The sequence below is a fragment of the uncultured Mobiluncus sp. genome, from assembly GCF_963511525.1.
GTDB lineage: Bacteria > Actinomycetota > Actinomycetes > Actinomycetales > Actinomycetaceae > Mobiluncus.
Genome location: NZ_CAUPIY010000010.1, coordinates 22119 through 39474, shown reverse-complemented (window position 1 = coordinate 39474; position 17356 = coordinate 22119). Strand labels below are relative to the sequence as shown.

Here is a 17356-nt window from a genome sequence, read left to right as displayed (position 1 = left end):
GGCCTTCACGTTGGTTCGCACCGATTCTCCAGACACACCGGACGCTACGCCCGAAGAAATCTGGGAAGACTTTTTTAAGTTTTCCCAAATGCTCAATTTAGAGATTGACTATGCTCTCAAGGAACAATGCGGCTTCGACCTGCCTCAATATTCCATCTTGACGGCTTTGGCTAACGCTCCGGAAAAGAAACTGCAGCTCGGTGAACTTGCCAGACAAACAGTATTTTCACCCTCTCGATTGAACTATCGACTCGGTGAGATGGAGAAAAAGGGCTGGCTGAATCGGCTATGCCAAGGTGCGGATAAACGCACCCGCAATGCTTGCCTGTCAACCAAAGGGTTGAACGCTTACGAAGCCGCGGCGCAAGTTCAGATGAAAGTGGTACGTGAACTGTTTGCTGGCCGGGTTTCGCAATCAGATTTAAACGCGATGCGCCGCGTGCTATCCAGTATGCGTACCCACCTGGAAAAACCGGAACCCTAGAGACCTCAACCGACTCAGGGACGCCTCGGGGTTTTTTCAGGGTAAACCCCCATAGCCTATTAGTTTCGGGCTGGCTACGCTGGATTTCAGTTAAGAACTCTAGCGAAAGGTTGATTATGTCCTCCCCGAATAGCCCCGCCGACACCCCGTTTACCCCGGTGACGCCCCCCACACCACCGGCCTCTGCCGACCCCGAAACGGGCCCCTCCCCCCTTGTGACCAATGCGGAGACGAACATCCCGACTGTCCCGGTCGCCGTACTGCGCGATGTCACCAAGGTTTACGGGGAAAAAGGCACGCGAGTTGAGGCGTTGCGCGGAATCAACGTAGATATTAACGCCCGCGAATTCACAGTCATCATGGGCCCCTCCGGTTCCGGAAAATCCACGCTGCTGCACGTCCTAGCCGGTTTGGACGCGGTCACTTCCGGTTCCATCACGGTCAACCGCGTGGACATCACCAAGCTAAAAGACAAGCCCCTGACCCTGTGGCGCCGCGACAACTTAGGGTTCGTGTTCCAGTCGTTTAACCTGGTTCCGACCTTGAGCGCGGGGGCCAATATCGAACTGCCGCTGCGCTTGGCGAATAAGCCGATAGACCGGCACTGGTTCGACCAAATCGTCACCGGATTGGACCTCACCACTCGGCTGAACCACAAGCCTTACGAGCTGTCCGGCGGCCAGGTACAGCGCGTCGCAGTCGCGCGAGCCCTGCTGTCCCGCCCCGCCATGTTGGTCGCTGACGAGCCGACCGGAAACCTGGACACCGCGTCTTCTGCTGAAGTCCTGAACCTGCTGCGCGCGGCGGTCGATAACTTCGGGCAAACCGTGGTGATGGTGACCCATGACCAGCACGCCGCCACGACCGGGGACCGGGTCTTGATTGTCCGTGACGGAATGATTGTGCACGATTTGCATCACCCCGAACCCGCAGACATCGCAAAGGTGGCGTGAGAGATGAAAGGAATTCTGCGCGCAGATTTGCGCAAGAACGTGAAAAGCTACACCGCCACTGCCTTGGCGATTGCCTTGGCCGTAGCGTTTCTGTTGACCTGCCTAGGGTTGACTGAGGGGCTCAAGATGACTTTGGCCCGCAACCTTACGGAGGAAGCTGCCGGTGCTGACCTGATTGTCAAGGCTCCCAACGGAGTTCCCTACGACGGTGAGGGACCCGAACCGGACTACCTGCAAAAGGTCGCGGATCAAGCCCATACGGCTCACCCGGAGTGGAAAATCCTGACCCGGTCTGCCATGAGCGTGGATTTGTCCGCAAATCGCAAAACCGTGTCTGCCTCGGTATTGGGGCTGGGCAATCCCGTGTTCGACCCCAGTTCGGTCGTGGAGGGAAAGCGCCCCAGCTCTGAAACTGAAATCGGTGTCGAGCAGTCCAACGCTAAGACTCTCGGGGTTAAAGTCGGGGATACCCTCAACGCAGGAATCTACGATCTTGCCACCGATGACACCAAGACGGTGCCACTCAAGGTCAGCGGTATCTATAAAGCCCGTCCCGGCGCGTTCCCCTCCACCTATGTTTCCGATTCCCTGGTGAAAGCCTGGGCTGGGGACGATTATTTGGCTGACATCTTGCTGGTTTCGGGGGTCGGCTCCACAAACCTGAAAGCTGCCGCGGCCGAACTGAAACAGTTGACCTCCCACACTGCCGACGCAGATTACTATGAGGTGTTCACCGCGGATCAATACTTGGATCGTGCCGTGGATACCATGATGGGCGGGGAAGATGTCCTGCTCGTGTTGGCCTTGGTGTTCCCGCTCATAGCTGGCGTTACCGCCATTATTGTCGTGTCAGTAACCTACAACGTGCTGTTTGCCCGCCGGCGGCGCCAACTGGCTCTGCTGCGAGCGGTCGGTGCCACCTCCGGTCAGCTCCGTTCCCTGGTGGCCCGTGAGACGTTACTGGTAGGCGCCGTTTCTGCGATGATTGGGGTATTGGCAGGTGTGATTTTTTCGGCCATAGCGTGCCGAATTGCCAACCTCGCCGACACTTGGGGTCAGGCATTCACCGTTTTGAACTGGCAAAGCCTGCTGGCGGGATTCCTCTGCGGTACCGTGATTTCTTTCCTGGCCGGGTTTGCCCCGTCCCGCCGGGTCGCCCAGGTCACCCCGATTGAGGCTCTGGCGACGGAAGACAAGCTCAGCCGGCGGCGCAAGCACCGGACGGTTCGCGCCATTTTTGGTTCCATTCTGTTCTTTGGCGGCACCGCCACCATGGTCTACGCCACCCTGAAGAACCATCAGTTGATGACGAGCGTCTCGGAGCAGGGAGACATGGATACCTACACCTCCAACTTCTTCCTGACCGCGATGTTTGCCGGAATGATTTCTTTCCTGGGGCTGGTCGTGCTGACTTCCATCGTTTTGCCCTACGTGACTTCCGCTTTGGGTGTTTTCAGTTCCCCCGCGGCGGTGACGTGGCGTTTAGCGGCGGAAAATACGGGTCGTAACCCGCGGCGTACCGGAGCTACCGGCGCGGCCTTGACCTTAGGTATTACCTTGATGGTACTGCTGCTGGTCGGGGCGGCCTCGGTAGACGCTACCGGCAAAAAAATCATCGACGAACATACTCCGGTAGACCTGCAACTCGTTTCGGAGGGCGAACCGCTGAGCCAATCCACCATCGCCAACGTGAAAGCCACTTCCGGTTTGGAACACACCATCGCCGTAAATGGGCTGCTGGGCAGCGCTGTTCCCTGGGACGAGTACGAAAAAACCCAGCAATTATTGTCTCAGCCGGAAAAGCTGACCCAAGACGAAAACGGCGGCTGTATCGTTGCCGCAACGAACGAGCCTTGTGACCCCGACGCGGATACTCAGGAAATGCTGTTGGAATCTAAGGATTTCTCGACCATATCCCACAGCCGCATTCCCGTGATTGCTCCCGGCCACGTGGGAATTCCAATGTTGAGCGATGAGGAAGTAGGCAAGCCTTATGCCGTCCGCAGCGGAGAGAAAGTGCTGAAACTCACGGCTGAGAAAACTCCCCTGGATTTCGTGTCCGTGAACCCCCAGGATTTGGCTGGCCTGGCCAGTTCCACCCAGGTGGTTCGTCCGGCACAAACCGACGCCGACCAGGAGCTTGAGCGTAATGCCACGGTGCTGGCGCCTCGAGTTCTGCTGATGCGGATTTCTCCGGATTGCAGCTTTTCTGACATTGAGCAGCTCGCTTCGGATATTCCGGCCGCCTCCGAGCAGGACGCCTACATCAACGGTTCCGCGCCCGACCGAGCCATGTTTACCCAGATAACACAAGGGTTGATGTGGGGCGCTTTCGCGATGCTCGGGGTATCAGTCCTGGTAGCGCTAGTTGGAGTGGCGAACACTTTGGCTCTCTCGGTGATGGAACGCCGGCGAGAAAATGGGATGCTGCGCGCCTTGGGCATGACGAAGGGACGTTTGCAAGGAATGCTCGCTATCGAAGCGCTGTTGACGGCCCTCGGGGCGCTGGTCGTAGGCGTATTAGCCGGTTTGGGTTACGCAATAGCCGGCATCAACGCCCTGCCGGTGACGGAACTGGCCTCCGCACAAGTTATTGTGGTACCTCCGCTAGCTATCGCGGCCGCGGCGCTGACCATCGTGGTGGCGCTGTTGGCTTCGATTGGTCCGGCGCGGGCAGCAGCACGGGTCACGCCGGTCGAGGCGCTGGCTCACGACTGAGTGGGCGGGCGGCTAGCCGAAGCTGGCCTTTAGCGAAGCCGCCCCGGTAGCTGTGAGTTCGACCTGGGTCAGGGAACTGATGAGCGGAACCACCAGCGGAATTTTGCCGGTGGCCTGCAAAGTTACCTGTACCCGGGTCGAAGCCACATCTACGTCAACCAGGTCAATTCCCTGCAAGCCAGAGTTCGTGCCTATTGCCGCCCCTGAGAGGTATTCGGCAGCGCGTTCCGAGGCGTGATTCGGTTCGATTTCCAGGGGGACGCCGTCAACAATTCCATTTTGATAGTAGGCAGCATCCGCGATGTTGGAAGCTGCCATCGATGCGGTCTGGTCTGCCAAACGCTGCAAGCGCCGCTGTTCCAGATAAACCCCGGACAGCGCCATGCTCATCAGGATAATCACACAGAGCAGCACGCAAGCAGCCAACCCCAACAGCATGACGCGGCCGTCCTCACCACCGAGACGGTCGAACCGGGCGGAAAGCCGATGCAGCACCGCACCGTCCTTGTGCCATTTCCTAAGCCCCATGCTCGCCCCACTGAATCGGATGATCCGCGCTCAGCGGCAAGGAAGCGGGAAAGGAACCCTGTAGCATCGTTCCCACCAGCGGCAGGGGGACTTCCACACTAACGTGGACGATACCGCGCGAACCCGCGGCAGGGCACGGTCCAGTCACACAGTCCAGAGTGTAGTGGGCCTGTCCCGCCGGTAATCCCTGGTCAGCGGCCGCCATCTGCACCGCCAAGTTGGCCGAACTGACCCCTGTTTCGGGATGCAGCGTGAGGATACGCGCCGCTCCGGCTGCCCCGGCCTCGGCCGCGTACAGACCAGATTGAATCTGAAAGAAAGCCAAAATCAGGTACACCAGCGGTATCAGGAGCATCATGGTGATGCCCACAAACTCTAAGGTAGCCTCGCCGGATTCCTCACGAACCAGCCGCTGCACCAACCTCGATGCTTTTCGATGATGCCCGCGCCTCACGGCCCCTCCTCTATTACCGCGTGCCCCACCGCGGTCAAGTCCCCCGCTCCGAACAGGCCAATAACCGGCATAGGAGCCTTCACCCGTACCTCCATTACTTCCAGGTCTGAGGTGGAGTAGGGGCCGCTGAGCGTCGTCAGAGTCACGCGCTCGGCGCTGACCGTATGCACGTAGTCGGGACCCAAAGTCGAGGCAAGAACACTGCGTACAGTGTCATCGGCGGCGCTCGCGGGGGCACCCGCCAGCGCTGCCGCGTGCGCCCCTGCCCCGGCCGCATCAATCAAAGTCGTGTGCACCCACAGGGCCAAAGCCAGCTGCATCAACCCCAGCACCAGAATCAGTACCAGCGGCATGACGAGAGCGAAACTGGCCGGCTCCGAACCGGACTCCCCCCGCCAACGCGGCCACAAGTGCTGACTGCGGGATACTCGGCACTCAGAGAGCCGAGACATGGGCTATGGCATCGTTAAACAGATTCGTTAAAGCGGGCAAGGCTACCGCCGACAGAGCCACCACCAGACCCGCGGTCATCAGGGTCACCATCACCCAGCCGGGAACGTCGCCGTCCTCGGCCTGCAGGCGGGTGTATACAAATTTTCGCAAGGCGCGGAGTTTTTGCATGTTTTTCCTTTCGATTGTTTTTTTGACTATTTACAGCTGCAGAGCTACCAACCCGGGATAGAGAGCGAAAACCACGGTGAGCGGCAAAATTAAGAACACGACCGGCACCATCATGAGGACTTCTTTCTTTCCACCCTCCGTGAGTAACTGGGTTCGCGCCACCGCTCGTGAATCCGCCACTTGGGAACGCAGCACGCCCGCCAAGGGAGAACCGCGTTCCAACGCGGAAACGATAGCATCAATGAGGTGCGCAAGGATTTCGGAATCGTTGCGGGCTCGAGCTGCGGTCAAACTGGGGGCCAAAGAGTCTCCGTTATCAGCCGCGGCCAAGATTTTTTCCAACTCCTGACCGGCGACATCGGTGCAGCGGGCGGATACCCGGTGCAAAGCTCCATAGAGAGGTTCCCCGGCTCCCACCGCCAGCGCCAACAGCTCGATGACATCGGGCAGTTCTTGATTCAAATGCAGTTGGCGACGCCGCGCCACGCCCGTAAGCCGATAATCGGGAATCAGTAATCCCGCCAACACAAAACAGGTCAACATCACGAAAGCCCCTAAAATCGGCAAGGTTTTCCCCAAAAATCCCAGGAGGCTGACGATCACCGCCACGCCTCCCAGAGACAGGGCCCATCGCAGCTGGGAGCGACGAAATCCGCGCACGTCCCTGGGTAAACCTGCCAGTTGCAGTCTGCGCTCGACAGAATCTTTGGAGGGACTGATAAACGTGAGAAACCTGGTCAAGCCGTTATGGAGGAAAGAGCCATCCGGCAATCCAGCACCGCGAGAAGCCGCCATCACAGTCAGGTCGGCCTGAACATAAGGAGTGATTCGCCAAGTCGGAAAGGAGCCTTGACCAATCCAGGGCCCCAGACATACCCCGATAAGCCCACTCCCAGCAATGATAGCGAGGCTGCCGACAATCCAGGTCAAAGAGTTCTCCACGGTCTACTCCCGCATCGTGCGCGGACTGACTTCCAGGCATCCCAGCCGCAGCATCAAAATGTACGCCAGCGCCGAAACTAACGCCCCCACCAGCAAAATCATGGAGCCGACCGATGTGGAATACACCTCTAACGTACCCGGACGACTCAACAGCAGTGTCAAGATAATCCATGGGGAAGCGGCAGCCAGCCGCGCCCCGGTCACGGTCCAAGATTGGCGTGCCAGCACTTCCCCACGAGTTCGTTCCTCCGCACGGAGCATCGCGCCCAAATCCTCCAACAGAACTACCAAGTCGTTGCCCCCCACTTGTGCAGCTAAACGCAATGCTTCGACGATACGATCCCCCACCGGATCGGCCAGTTCATGCTTCAAAATTTTTAGGGAGGCATCGAGGTTACCGCCCGCTCGATAATCGGCCGCGAAATGGGCAAAAGGCACTCGCAGCGACTTTGGGGCTCGGGCGGCGACTTCCAGGAGCGTTTCACCCAAACTCAGCCCAGCCCGCACCCCGGAAACCAGATTATCCACCAGGTTCGGCCAGGCTTTGCCGCGCTGACCCTGCACGGAATGCAGTTTGCTCTGCAGTCCCAAAAATGGCAGATACGCGGCTAGCAACCCGGCCAACCACCCAACCATCACCAGTCCGGTGACCAGGGTGAGGCAAATCCCTGCCGATACCCCCGCCAGGAGGGACAGCGCCAGGAACTGTTCCAACCCAATGCGTGTTCCGCTCACCGCGGTGATGTCGTTGAAGCGGGTACGGCACTGTGCCCAATAGCGTTTCAGGGAGTTCTCTCGGTGCGCCGAATGCCGTCTCGGCACCAACGTCACCAGGAAAATCCCGGAAACCGCACTGAGGGCTGCCGCCAGAGTCAATAGGGAGCTAGTCATGGGGTGTCTCCCGCCAGATAGCCGCCAACTGGCTGGCCCGAGAACCGAAGGCGGAAAGAAAATCGAAATCCGCGGGGTTCTTGGCTGGCTGAGCACCATCGGGTGGCGCACTGTACAGCGGGTGCGCCGCGACCTGACCGTCGCGCAGGGTCCCGTCTAAAGCCAACACTTCCGTCACAGCCCGGCTGCCCTGCCAGGTTCCGCGCAACTGGACCACCAGGTCTATGGCTCCCGCCACGGTCGGCACCACGAATGCTGCGGTCACATTCTCTCCCGCCAGCAGCGGCAGGGTAGACAGTTTCGTAATCGCCTGGCGGGCGGTGTTGGCGTGAATCGTGGACATGCCGGGGATTCCGCAGTTCAGAGCGATGAGCATGTCCAGGCTTTCAGCACCGCGAACCTCCCCGATAATGAGCCGGTCGGGACGCATCCGCAGGGTTTCTCGAACCAAATCTCGCAGAGTAATCTCGCCTTGGCCTTCAATCGAAGCGTTCCGGGTTTGCATCGCCACCGCGTCCGGGGCTTTCAGATTCAGTTCCAGCACTTCCTCGCAAGTGATGACGCGCTGGTCAGGAGGGATTTCCCCGCACAGGGCACGGACCGTGGTGGTTTTCCCCGATTGGGTCGGCCCGGCCACCACGATATTCAGGCCGATGCGCACCGCTTCGGCCAGAAAACGAGCCATCCACGCGGGCATCATGTTGAGCCGGACCAGGTCCCGCACCCGCACCGCTTTCGCACTGTGCTTACGGATATTGATAGACCAGGTGGCTGTCACGGGCGGAATGACGACGTGCAAACGTTCTCCGGTTTCCAAGGTGGCGTCCACGCAGGGGTTGACAAAGTCCAGATGCCGCCCCGAAGCTCTCAGCATCCTCTCCACCAGGGCTTCCACCTCGTCTTCAGCCAGCAACAGGTTGGTCAGGTGGGCTTGTCCATCGCGGGAACAAAACACCTGGGAAGGACTGTTCAGCCAGATTTCTTCCACCGCCGGATCGTCCATCAGCGGCTGCAGCTTCCCGTAACTTAAGCCCAAGTCGACAACTCCCTCGCGTCTGAGAGCCAATACAATTACGGTCAGTTTAAACGCTTTTTTTACTGCTATAGTGCAAGGGTCCCCGTTCAAAACGGTAAATTCTCATCTTACATTCATGTAATCTTCAGGTTTTTCTGAGGTTTGCCATAGTTTTGCCAAAAATCGACGTAGGTTTCCCGGCTGGTCACGCACCCCGCCGCAGGCGGGGCTTTAAATGGCCAGATTTCCGGCTTTCCGGAGCGGTCTGACGGTTTGTCCCCCAGGGTGACATAAAATTGAGAGATGAGCGATACCGATTTTCTGACCTTGGCGGCTTTGGCCACCGTGGCAGTTCCAGACCTTGAGGTTGAGTCCCTGTGCCCACCGCTGGGCGAAGACACTGATTTTCGCTGGGTCGGTGTCCTCGATAATCACTCAGCCCGGTGGAGTATCGTCGGCGCTAAGCATGTGGATGCGGAGGTGGCTCTGGACAAGCAGCAAAAGATTTTAACCATGCTGGCCAATTACCGCGATGCACACCGACTTCCTTTTGATGTTCCCCGTATCGAAGGTAGCGCCACCTCGAAAGACGGGACCTCTATCTTTGTTTATCGCCAGTTGCCAGGCAATCCCTTGGAGTTCAACGAGCTGGCAGAGGATCCGGACCTGTTGCGCGCCTTGGGCAAAGCCATCGCGGCGCTACACGAGATTCCCGCCAACCTGGTCGCTCACGTGGGCTTCCCCACCCCCAGCGTAGATGATATCCGTGCGGACCTGCGCAAAAACCTCTCCCGAGCGGTCGCGACCGGTTTGGTTCCCCCGGTTCTGCAGGCTCGTTGGGAACAAGCCCTTGACGAAGATGCCTGGTGGCATTTCCATCCCACGTTTGTCCACGGCTCCCTGGAACCCCAGCATGTCCTGGTCGCGGATTCCCGAATTTTGGGGATTTCCGGTTTTGCCGAGGTCAGCGTGGGCGACCCCTCGCAGGATTTGTCCTGGGTTGCTTCTGAACTGACGGATGAGGCCGTGGACTTAGTCTTTGACGCGTACCATTTGGGACGCGCGGAGGGATCAGACCCGTTCTTGCGTCAACGTACCGACCTGTATATTGAGCTGGCTCTGGTCAATTGGCTCAATTGGGGGGTTGACCAGGGAGATGCCTCGATAATTGCCGATGCCCAAGATCTGTTGAACGAGCAGCTGGAGCGGCTGGAGGGAGATCTGTCACTAACGGGCCGCCCTCTCTACGAGGACCAGACCACCAGCATTCCTGACCGTAGCCTAGACGGGAGCGAAACCCCCTCCGAGCGTACCGCGGAGATTGCCGCGGAGTCAGATACCCAGGTTTCCTCACTGCCCCCGGATGAAGCCTAAGGCCGGGTAGATTCGGTTTTCCTTCAACACCGGGGCGAACTTATCGGGTAAGGGCAGACCTGGATACGCGCGCCCGGTTTTCCCCGCAACACCGGGACGAACCGCTCCGGACACCGTCCTGACCAGCCTTTCTCTACCGTTCCTCAACGGCACGAGACTGGGATAGGACTTCGTCTCTTCCTCATTCTCAGGTGGCGTTTTCCTCGGAGTGACACGAGACCGGGGCGGCCCCCGCGTCCTTCTGCCGTCCCCTCCTCCGCGAAGCCGGGGACGGCACGCGTCTAGGGCAATCCGGCGGCGGCCTCAATATCCAAACTTTTCTAAAACTTCGTCGGCCTCCTTTCCACGGTCCGTCAAGTTACTGACCAAGAGATCCTGACTGTAGTCGGATATGCCCAGCTCGTCGAGGATGTCCTGAAGGGTGAGCAATTGGCGCTCCGGGTCGTCCTCATTGAGAAACACGTAGGCACACACGATGTCTTCCGCGGGGGTCTGGGGATGGGCCTGTAACCAGTAAAGGCGATAGATTCCCAGCTGGTGCAGCCACTGAGAATAGTCCTTCGGGGTCGGGCGCCGGCCGGTCTTCCAGTCGAGAATCCAGATTTTCCCGGTTTGCACCTCCTCAAACTGCGCGTCGATTCGCAGCGGAATCACGGCGCCAGCCCCTTCCCCAACATAGAGTTCACCATCGAATTCGACTTGTGGACGGCGCAGGCGCCGCAGCAGTTCCAGGTCAGCGTAATGCTGTTGCCATTTGTGCAGCAGCTTGCGCTGGTCTGGAGTGAACCCGTCTTCCATTCCGGCATCAAAAATGAGCGCGTCTTCGTTTTCGAGCTGGCTGGCAATCCACGCGTGCATATAGGTTCCCAAACGAGCCGCCGCACTGGGCTCCTGCGGTAGGGGACGCAGGCGTTGGAGCAGGTACCCCTCGCTGTCTTGCGCCAAACGCGCCATCCCGGTGGCAGAAATTCGTCCCAGCAAATCGCCCGTTCCCAGGCGCGTTTGCGGCTGGTGCAGCAGTTGACTCAAGCGGCGCTCCGTTTCTTCTGCGGCGTCCTGACTGACTCCGTCGGCAAATATGCCGCTGGCCAGAGCATCCTCGGTAACTTGATACGCATGAGCCAAGTCCTGGCGAGTCTGGGTCCACGGCAGGGCCGGCCAAACGCCTCCCTCGAATCGGTCCTGATTCGGATTTTCGGTTTTTTCAGGGATGGACGTGACTTCGGTTTCAGGCCATTCGACGCTGGGGAGCGCAATTCCCAATCGGGTGGCCTCCTGTGCAAACGTCTCAGCGTTGAACGGAGTCAGCAGGTTTTGGGCTTCAGCTGTGCTTTCCCCCGAGGTCTGCACGCTCGGCGCAGCGGATGGGTCTTGTCGGATGACGTCCGGCCCGTCCGCCCCACCCGCGACATCAGCATCGGTGAAGATGCGTTGGTGCGGGTCTTGTTGCACCAGGAAAAACTTGCTGGGCAAACGTTCTGTCTTGGTTTGCCGCTCAAACCAGCAGTGTCCCAGCAGCAGCCGTGATTTGGCACGGGTGAAAGCCACGTAGGCCAACCGAGACTCTTCTCGCAGGGTGTATTGGCCAGCCTCTTCCCGATATGACTCCAGCAGACCTTTTTTCGATGACACTTTTCCTTTCGCGGTCAGAACCGTTTGGGTTTTCAGTTCCAGCTCGGGCAGATGAGCCCGGTCGCTGCGCAGTGGATAGGGCAGAACGTCGCGTCGCATCGCCCATATTTCGCCTTTGCTGGAGGGGAAAGTGTTTTTGTTCAGGTTCGGGACGGCCACCCAATCCCATTCGAGGCCCTTCGCGGCGTGCATGGTGATAATCTGAACCGCCGCATTATCAACCTCGAAGTCCAGGTCAGCGAAGCTGGCTTCCTCTTGTTCCCCGGCACTCAGCCAGTTAAGAAATCCACTCAACGTTGCCCCGGGAATCCGCCCAAAATCACGAACCAGGTTTAAGAACTCGACATAAGCCCCAGCTTGGCACGGGGAGCCAGGCAGCTGTTGCTCAATATCCAAATCGAGCAGTCGATGCGCCAAACGCGTCAACACTAAGGGGGTTGCGAACGCGGCGTTCTCCTTGAGTTCCGTGAGAATTCCACGCAGTTTTTCCAATCGCATGGCAGCCTCAGCGGAGACTTCAGCACCGCCCTCCATCACAATCTGGTAAGGAGTGAAACGGTGCGGATTTCGCCCCACTGCCTGAATATCGCTCAATCCCAATCGATATCTATCAAGCAAAATTAGCAGGCTGGCACCTTTTTCAGGATCATCAGTGACTTCCAAAGCGGCCCGCACCAAACGTACCCCCGGATCTTCCAAGACACCTTGCATGCCCCTGGTTTGATAAGGAATTCCAGCTCGGCGCAGTGCCTCAGACAAGTTAGGAATAGCGTTTTTCGCACGGCACAGTATGGCGGCAGTAGGCAACTTCTCGGTGGGTGTCCCCTCACTTTGCAGCTTGACTCGCTGGGCTTGCCATAATCGGAAAAAGTTCACCACCGCTTGACTTTGCTCAATGTCGGTCAATGTCTGGATTCCGTAGACGATGCCGGGGCTCGCTCCCGGTCGGGCCCGCAGAGGTTTACTGGCGGAGGGCTGGAGACCCTGATTCCGGCGGGCTTTCCCACTCGCGCCCGGGGAAGGAGCCGTGGTCAGTTCGGCAGAAATGCGGTTAGCGACTTTGAGGATGACTTCGTCGTTGCGCCATGAAGTCGACAAGGTTCGGGTGAGCAGCTGTTGCGGATCCGAGCAGAATATGTCGCCAAAGTCCTCCATCGAAGCTGCGGAAGCCCCTCGCCAACCGTAAATGGCTTGATTCGGATCGCCCACCGCGGTAACCGCGCAATCGCGGAAAATTCCCGAGAGAAAACGCATCTGAGCCACCGAGGTGTCTTGGAATTCGTCCAGGAACACCAGCTGGAATCTCTCCCGCTGACTTTCCCCGACGACCGGCAGTTGCTCGACCAAACGAACCGTTTCCCGAGTTTGGTCAGAAAAGTCTGCCATCATGAGTTCCTGTTTGCGTTCGTTGAAAGCCTGGATGACTCCTGTGGCGTTACGTCCGAATTCCATAGTATTGAGGATGGTATTCAAATGGCGCAATGCTGTCCCGTTGAGTTCTGAACCTTCGGAATCACGCAGGTGTTCGGCAACAGACAGATAGGAACGGTAGGTCTGTTTCATCTCAGCCAAATCTACGAGATGCGAATTCGTATCGTTAGCCAGGGACAGCAGATTTTTTATCAGATGTTCAGTGTTTTCACCTTCGCGTTTCACCCCCAGCGCGCCCGTCCAGCTTTGCACTACGTCAGTCATGATTTGGTACCTGGCGGCATCAGTGATGGTGGTGAAACCCGATTCACGCCCGACTAACGTGCCGAATTCGGTCAGGAGGGTTCCCGCATAGGAATCGTATGTCGAGACACTGACCGGGTGGCGCAGCAGTTCCGGGGTCATGCCCCGCTGAGCGAGAGTATCGAAACGTTGGCGCAGTTGGTCAAGGTCAAAGTCTGCGGCTTTTAACACCGCGGTAACCTCCGCAGTTTGCTGCCGATTTTGCACTGACTCCATGAGACTCGCGAAGCGTTCCAGACGCAACGCGAAACGGGCCGCCATTTCCCCCGCTGCCTTGCGAGTAAAGGTTAAACCGAGGATGGATTCAGGAACAATACCAGCATTGATGACCCAGTAAACCAGCCGGTTCGCGATGGTTTCCGTCTTCCCGCTACCGGCCCCGGCTACCACCAGGAGTTGTCCCCGCGGAGCCGTAATTACCGCGGATTGTTCCTCGGTCGGCGGATTAGCCCCCGTCAAAGTAGCCAGGTCAGCCGCTGAGAACAGTTCTTTCACTTGTTTGGACGTAGTCATCGTTTTCTCACTTCCACTCCGAGAGGATCCCCTTCGCCCCAAGCATCGAGGAATTCAACTCGTGACAAATTCGGTCCGCTGAACGCCTCCACTGCTAAGTCCACACGGTCTTGTAAATAGTCCCGCAACGGCATGGTTTCCGGATCGGGCGCTCCCGGAGCTTCACCGCGTAGCCAGGCCAGCGGATTGAGCAGAATCTGGCGCTGTTCAGCGGAGAACCGTTTGGGGAGAGTAATCGTTTCCGTTCCCGGCACCAGGGCTTTTTGTACCCAGATTTTGGGATCTCGCGGTTCTTCGATGCCTTGGGGGTTAAGCGGGGCGTCCGAATCCGGTGGCACCAGAAGGGCGACAATTTCCGCCAAATCGCAGGGATGCTGCTGGCCTAACGCAGAGGCGTTATAGGCCGCCTGGTAGAGAGCTAACTGCAGATTGCCGGCCACCTTTGCAGCACTGAATTTATAATGAGCTCCGGTCTTATAGTCGATTAAGATGACTTGCCCGTGTGCAAACATCACCCGGTCGATACGGGCGTTGTACACCAGGGCGCCGGCCCCGGAACTGGCTGGCAACCGACCGGGATAACACACCTCAAAAAGAGACGGATACTGATGATTGACCAAGAAAGTCGCCAGGGGCACCAGGCAGGTTTCGACTCGGCGACGGAAGTTCCATTCCATCCAGGTGTCTCCGGTCAGGGGTCCCAGCAGACGACGCGTCTCCTCGCGCAGTTCGGTCAGGACCTGGTCATACTCCAGATCGTCCCGCGGCCCGTGGTCCTTCCACCAGTATCTGCGTCCCAGAATTTCGGCGGCTGTATGAACAATGTTTCCGATTTTGTTCGACGCGTAAGGATCATCTTCGTCGTTAGAGTAGCCTGACCAGCTCAGCACATTATCCAAAGGATTTGCCAAGGCACGTTCCAGGCCTGAGGCATAGATGTGAACTTCGGTGGATTCCGGAGTGGCTCCGCTAACCGGCAAGACGCCCATCCAATTGTCCGGGTGAGCGGCAAGACATTCCCCCGCTGCCAATTTCGCCAATAGCCCCGCGGCGGTAGGGGCATCGATAGTGGGAGTTCCCCAACTGGTTTCCCCACCCAAGCAGGCCGCGCGCAGGTAAGCCACAAAGTCACGCAGGTTCGTAGGCAGATGCCGATGCTGTTTCGGCTCCAACTGCAAAGTTTGTACCAGCGGCGTGAGGAAGGTGGAACGTCCTACTCCGTCTTGAACGGTGGTGCCCAAAATTAAACGTTCAGTGCAACGTGTCAGGGCGGTAAAGAAATGCCGGTATTCGTTTTGCCAGTTCCACAGGTAACCGGCACTGCTGGAGCTTGCGGGGTCGCCGTGATTATCCAGCTCGAACATGGAAGTACCCAAAATTGAACCCGGCCAATGCAACGTCGGCCAGATTCCGTCGGTCAGTCCCACCACTGCCACCAGGGGCCAGTGCTGTGAGACAGCGGCTGCGGCTGACACGACAGTGACCGCGTCTCGCACCAGATGATGAGGGGCAACGGTGCCGGTTGGAAGATCGCGAGCCAACATCCCCTGTGCGAAGTCCGCCGCGGTTTGGCCCGGATTTCGAGCCTCGAACCAGTCCGCCGCTTTGAACAAATCCATCACCAAATCCAGGTCAATTTGCAGGGTGGAACGCACCATGGGCACCAAACCGGGCTGCAGGGCTCGAGCCTGGAGGATTTCGGCACGTCCCAGACCATCCCACAGTTTCCACAGCAGCAGCTGCACCGATCCCGGATCGGCTTTCCATTGCTGCCATCCCGCTTGGAGCGCTTGCCCCAGGTCAACAAGCTGGTTCGCATCAGCGGATTCGGAGGTAATCTCAGCCAGTGTGCGCCCCGCGAAATCCTGACCGGAAATCACCGTACGCAAAAACTGACGGATGTAAGGCAGGATTCCAACTGTGTCGGACTCGCTTTGCTCATCATCAGCAACAGTCTCGGATTCCATTGCGGAGGGGGACCGCTGTTCACCGTCCCCGACTTCCCCCGGAGGCAGCAATGTCAGGTCGTGCAGGAAAGAGTCGAGTCGCCGCATTCGCCACACATCCCAGCCCACGAGGGCAGAAGAAAGCAATCCGACCAAATCCAGGTCCGAAAGCCCTACCTGGTCAGGGGTTTCCACACAAACTGCCTGTATCATCTGAAGCAGGCAGCGGGTTAGACGCCCTTCGTTGAGCTGGGCTCCGGCCCCCGGAACTACCACCGGTATGTCCATGTTCTCCAAGACTTCCGCGACTTGCCGGGCTTCCAGGGAAGAACGGGTCAGAACTGCCATCTGAGAATAATTCAGAGGGTGGGCCGAGAAAATATGGGCGTCTTGCAGGAGCGTTCCGATTTCTCGGTATTGGGCCGTGTCGGTGGGCTTTTCCACCAAGATAACGTGGTCTTGACAGTCCGAAACGCAGGTTGATTCTGGCTGTGCCGAGTCCGGGGAGGACTCCCCCGTAGCGTTCCACAAGCGTGCGCTGATGCCGTGTACTCCCAAGCGATTCACGGCTGTACGCCACACTCGGCGCAACGGTGCAGGGACGTGTTCCCGGTTCAGCAGAATCTCGGTGACGGTTTTGCCGGGAATCGTCTCTAACTGTTGCCACAGTCTCTCGCACAAGTGCGGACTGGCCCCGCGATAGGTGTTCACGCAGGTTTCCGGCAGGGTACAGGCCACGAGGGCGGTTCCATGCGTCGCCCAGAGAGACAGGATGTCTATCATCAGCCCGTTGAAGTTTTGCAGATCATCGACTCCCACCAGTTCCGGAACCGGGGCTCCCGCCTTCAACGCCAAGAGGTATTCCTCAAAAAGTGAAGCCGTGTCCAGGGGCCAAGCAGATTGGCGAGCCTGCAGGCGTTGGGCCTCCCGGTCGGTTTGCATGGCCTGAATGAGCTGGGTCACTAGGGGATGAACCGCCGGTGGTGCGGGGTCTGATGAGGCCCCGCCAGCAAAAGCCCGGACGCGGAAAATCCCGTCCACCAAATCGCGGCGGAAACCTTGGGTTTCCAGGGCTGAACGCAGCTCCTCTTCGAGGGGCATTTCAGCCAGAAAATCCTGGATTTGGACCATCACCTCAGCATCGGTGGCCAGTCTAACCTCAGGCAGTCCTCCCTCTCTGCGCCATTGATTGAAACGTGCAAAGATTTCCGCCACGAAACCTTTGCTGGCACCCATGGGACAGTGCGGATCCTCAGATTGCGCCCGAATCTCTAAGGCTCGCTCGCTCAACCGGCGGGCGGTACCCGCGTTCGGACTCAACACCAACATTCGGGGATTATCCACTAGCAGCTGGGCTAAAAGCGTGGTTTTCCCGCTAGCCGGAACGCCTGCCACAAGCACAGATTCACCGTCATTAAGCGAGTGGCGAACTCGGCGCGATAAGTCATCGAAAATCTCCATACCCTGAGAGTATCAGCACCCCCGAAGGCGAAAATTGGAGACTATCAAACTCGCTCTCTCTTCGAGCGCATAATTCCCGCTCACCGGGCA

The 17356-nt window shown here is 58.4% G+C and carries 13 protein-coding genes; 4 read left to right on the top strand and 9 right to left on the bottom strand.

The window, feature by feature from the left end; all coding sequences use genetic code 11:
- Window positions 1-10: 10 nt before the first annotated feature.
- The 3 genes from RQ935_RS07765 (at window position 11) to RQ935_RS07755 (ending at window position 4155) form a co-directional block, all read left to right on the top strand.
- Window positions 11-484 (top strand): MarR family transcriptional regulator, encoded by a 474-nt coding sequence (locus tag RQ935_RS07765; protein WP_311497881.1) that lies wholly within the window; start codon window positions 11-13, stop codon window positions 482-484.
- Between the two features lie 116 nt (window positions 485-600).
- Window positions 601-1437 (top strand): ATP-binding cassette domain-containing protein, encoded by an 837-nt coding sequence (locus RQ935_RS07760; RefSeq protein WP_307741444.1) that lies wholly within the window; start codon window positions 601-603, stop codon window positions 1435-1437.
- Window positions 1438-1440: 3 nt separating this feature from the next.
- Window positions 1441-4155, top strand: a complete 2715-nt coding sequence (locus tag RQ935_RS07755; protein WP_311497880.1) for an FtsX-like permease family protein — start codon at window positions 1441-1443, stop codon at window positions 4153-4155.
- Between the two features lie 12 nt (window positions 4156-4167).
- Here RQ935_RS07755 and RQ935_RS07750 read toward each other — a convergent pair whose 3' ends face one another.
- The 7 genes from RQ935_RS07750 to RQ935_RS07720 all read right to left on the bottom strand — a co-directional run bounded on the left by RQ935_RS07750 (window position 4168) and on the right by RQ935_RS07720 (window position 8657).
- Window positions 4168-4683 (bottom strand): pilus assembly protein TadG-related protein, encoded by a 516-nt coding sequence (locus RQ935_RS07750; RefSeq protein WP_297587596.1) that lies wholly within the window; start codon window positions 4681-4683, stop codon window positions 4168-4170.
- On the bottom strand, window positions 4673-5137 hold the full coding sequence (locus RQ935_RS07745) for a pilus assembly protein TadE (protein WP_311497879.1): 465 nt from the start codon (window positions 5135-5137) through the stop codon (window positions 4673-4675). Before RQ935_RS07745 ends, RQ935_RS07750 begins: the two co-directional genes overlap by 11 nt.
- Entirely contained in the window at window positions 5134-5490 is a 357-nt protein-coding gene (locus tag RQ935_RS07740; RefSeq protein ID WP_295028318.1) for a TadE/TadG family type IV pilus assembly protein, read from the bottom strand. The genes RQ935_RS07745 and RQ935_RS07740 overlap by 4 nt, the downstream gene beginning before the upstream one ends.
- Window positions 5491-5572: 82 nt before the next feature.
- Complete coding sequence (locus RQ935_RS07735) at window positions 5573-5758, bottom strand: hypothetical protein (protein ID WP_295028316.1); 186 nt, start codon at window positions 5756-5758, stop codon at window positions 5573-5575.
- Between the two features lie 30 nt (window positions 5759-5788).
- Complete coding sequence (locus RQ935_RS07730) at window positions 5789-6700, bottom strand: type II secretion system F family protein (RefSeq protein WP_295028314.1); 912 nt, start codon at window positions 6698-6700, stop codon at window positions 5789-5791.
- A gap of 3 nt (window positions 6701-6703) precedes the next feature.
- Window positions 6704-7591, bottom strand: coding sequence for a type II secretion system F family protein (locus RQ935_RS07725; RefSeq protein WP_311497878.1), 888 nt, complete (start codon window positions 7589-7591; stop codon window positions 6704-6706).
- Complete coding sequence (locus RQ935_RS07720) at window positions 7584-8657, bottom strand: CpaF family protein (RefSeq protein ID WP_282921931.1); 1074 nt, start codon at window positions 8655-8657, stop codon at window positions 7584-7586. The genes RQ935_RS07725 and RQ935_RS07720 overlap by 8 nt, the downstream gene beginning before the upstream one ends.
- Before the next feature lie 252 nt (window positions 8658-8909).
- On the opposite strand from RQ935_RS07720, the gene RQ935_RS07715 reads away from it, so the two are divergent.
- Window positions 8910-9980, top strand: a complete 1071-nt coding sequence (locus tag RQ935_RS07715; protein WP_311497877.1) for a macrolide 2'-phosphotransferase — start codon at window positions 8910-8912, stop codon at window positions 9978-9980.
- A 303-nt stretch (window positions 9981-10283) separates the two neighbouring features.
- On the opposite strand, the gene RQ935_RS07710 is transcribed toward RQ935_RS07715, so the two are convergent.
- Window positions 10284-13859: an ATP-dependent DNA helicase gene (locus RQ935_RS07710; RefSeq protein ID WP_311497876.1), complete on the bottom strand. Its 3576-nt coding sequence runs from the start codon at window positions 13857-13859 to the stop codon at window positions 10284-10286.
- A complete protein-coding gene (locus tag RQ935_RS07705; protein WP_311497875.1) occupies window positions 13856-17266 on the bottom strand; it encodes a PD-(D/E)XK nuclease family protein in 3411 nt (1136 codons plus the stop codon). Before RQ935_RS07705 ends, RQ935_RS07710 begins: the two co-directional genes overlap by 4 nt.
- Between the last annotated feature and the right edge of the window lie 90 nt (window positions 17267-17356).

What these genes read in the sequence shown, in the direction of transcription:
- RQ935_RS07760 (WP_307741444.1), top strand. Translation starts at nt 601, where the DNA reads ATGTCCTCCCCGAATAGCCCCGCCGACACCCCGTTTACCCCGGTGACG.
- RQ935_RS07755 (WP_311497880.1), top strand. Translation starts at nt 1,441, where the DNA reads ATGAAAGGAATTCTGCGCGCAGATTTGCGCAAGAACGTGAAAAGCTAC.
- RQ935_RS07750 (WP_297587596.1), bottom strand. Translation starts at nt 4,683, where the DNA reads ATGGGGCTTAGGAAATGGCACAAGGACGGTGCGGTGCTGCATCGGCTT.
- RQ935_RS07740 (WP_295028318.1), bottom strand. Translation starts at nt 5,490, where the DNA reads ATGCCGCTGGTACTGATTCTGGTGCTGGGGTTGATGCAGCTGGCTTTG.
- RQ935_RS07735 (WP_295028316.1), bottom strand. Translation starts at nt 5,758, where the DNA reads ATGCAAAAACTCCGCGCCTTGCGAAAATTTGTATACACCCGCCTGCAG.
- RQ935_RS07725 (WP_311497878.1), bottom strand. Translation starts at nt 7,591, where the DNA reads ATGACTAGCTCCCTATTGACTCTGGCGGCAGCCCTCAGTGCGGTTTCC.
- RQ935_RS07715 (WP_311497877.1), top strand. Translation starts at nt 8,910, where the DNA reads ATGAGCGATACCGATTTTCTGACCTTGGCGGCTTTGGCCACCGTGGCA.
- RQ935_RS07710 (WP_311497876.1), bottom strand. Translation starts at nt 13,859, where the DNA reads ATGACTACGTCCAAACAAGTGAAAGAACTGTTCTCAGCGGCTGACCTG.
- RQ935_RS07705 (WP_311497875.1), bottom strand. Translation starts at nt 17,266, where the DNA reads ATGGAGATTTTCGATGACTTATCGCGCCGAGTTCGCCACTCGCTTAAT.